Annotated in this window: 2 protein-coding genes; both read right to left on the reverse strand. The window is 62.8% G+C overall.

Annotation, left to right across the window (positions count from 1 at the left end; genetic code table 11):
* On the reverse strand, nucleotides 1-692 hold a 692-nt coding region (locus tag EOC06_RS44430), incomplete at its 3' end, for an ATP-binding cassette domain-containing protein (RefSeq protein ID WP_245470369.1).
* Between the two features lie 96 nt (nucleotides 693-788).
* The coding region (locus tag EOC06_RS35645; protein ID WP_128310007.1) for a substrate-binding domain-containing protein at nucleotides 789-1,520 on the reverse strand (732 nt) is incomplete at its 5' end.

Below are 1,520 nucleotides of genomic sequence, written 5' to 3' on the forward strand. Positions count from 1 at the left end.
GGTGAAACGGCGGCGACCTGATCGGTCGCCACGTACCGGCCGTCGCGGAAGACGGTGACGCGGTCGCACAGCGAGAATATCTCGGCCATGCGGTGGCTGATATAGACCACCGAAATGCCCCGCTCCTTGAGCCCGCGCACGATCGAGAACAGGCGTTGCGCTTCGCTTTCGGTGAGTGCCGCGGTCGGCTCGTCAAGCATCAACACCTTGCAGTCGAGCGTCAGCGCCTTGGCGATCTCGACAAGCTGCTGGTTGGAAATGGAGAGGTCGGCGACCCTGGTGCGCACCGGAATGGGCGCGAGCAGGTCCATGACCTTCTGGGCGTCAGCATAGAGCTTCTGGAAATCCATCAGCGGCGCGCGCCGGCTGTTGATCGCGGCCATGTAGATGTTTTCAGCAACGGTGGCGTCCTGGCACAGCGCGATCTCCTGGTGGACAAGCGCAATGCCGAGACGTTGCGCGGCTGCGGGCGAGTGGATCGAAATGCGCTCACCATCGATCAGGATGTCGCCCTCGTCGGGCTGCAATACACCGGCGATCATGTTCATCAGCGTCGACTTGCCGGCGCCGTTCTCTCCGCACAGTGCATGGATTTCGCCGCGCCGCAGCTCGAACCGTACGTCGCTCAGCGCCTTGACCGGGCCGAACGCCTTGGACAGGCCACGGATTTCAAGAATGGGCGCCTGGGTCACGCCGTGCTCCTGCGATGAACCTGCGGGGGAGGAAGGAGGCCGAAGCCTCCTTCCCGGTTAATCCGGCCATGCCGAGGCCGGGCGGCGAGATCGAGACTATTCCTCGATGCCCTTGGTGCCGCGACGCTTGAGGTACTTGTCCCAGTAGAAGTCGTCCGCATTGTCCTTGGAGACAATGGAGAAGCCATTGTCGACGAAGGGCACGCTCATCGGGTTGAAACCCGAACGCTTGGCGTCGTTCATCGGATCGATCAGGCCGGGATGCTTGGCCATCCACAACAGCATGAAGCCCATATAGCCCTGCATGCCCTGGTTTGGATTGACCGAGCCGAAGATCTCGCCGGCCTTGATCATGTCGAGGATCTTGGCATTGACGTCGGCGAGCATGACGCGGATCTTGCCACCGCCTTCCTTGGCGGCCTGGGCAGCGCCGATGGCCGAGTTGGCCTCCGGCATGAACACGGCGCCAAGATCAGGATGCGCCTGCGCCAGGCTCAGAACCGCCTGATAGGCCTTGGTGGGATCCTGGTTCGAAGCGGCGCGGCCGACGAGCTTCATGTCAGGCCATTTGGCTTCCATGCGGGCAACGAACGCGTGGACGCGCTTGTCGTGGTTGTCCTGGCCGGGATTCTCCAGCACCGCATATTCGCCCTTGCCGTCCATCGCCTTGGCAACGGCGTCGGCGGCATAGGTGCCTTCGGCATTGTTGTCGGAGGTGATGTAGGAGACGCGCTTGGAATTCGGCGAGTCGGCGGCGAAGGTCACCACCGCGGTGCCCTGTTCGATGGCGCGGTTGATCGGCTCGATGAACGGATCGGAGTTCATCGG

The organism is Mesorhizobium sp. M7A.F.Ca.MR.362.00.0.0 (assembly GCF_004023175.1).
In the GTDB taxonomy this organism is placed as follows: domain Bacteria; phylum Pseudomonadota; class Alphaproteobacteria; order Rhizobiales; family Rhizobiaceae; genus Mesorhizobium.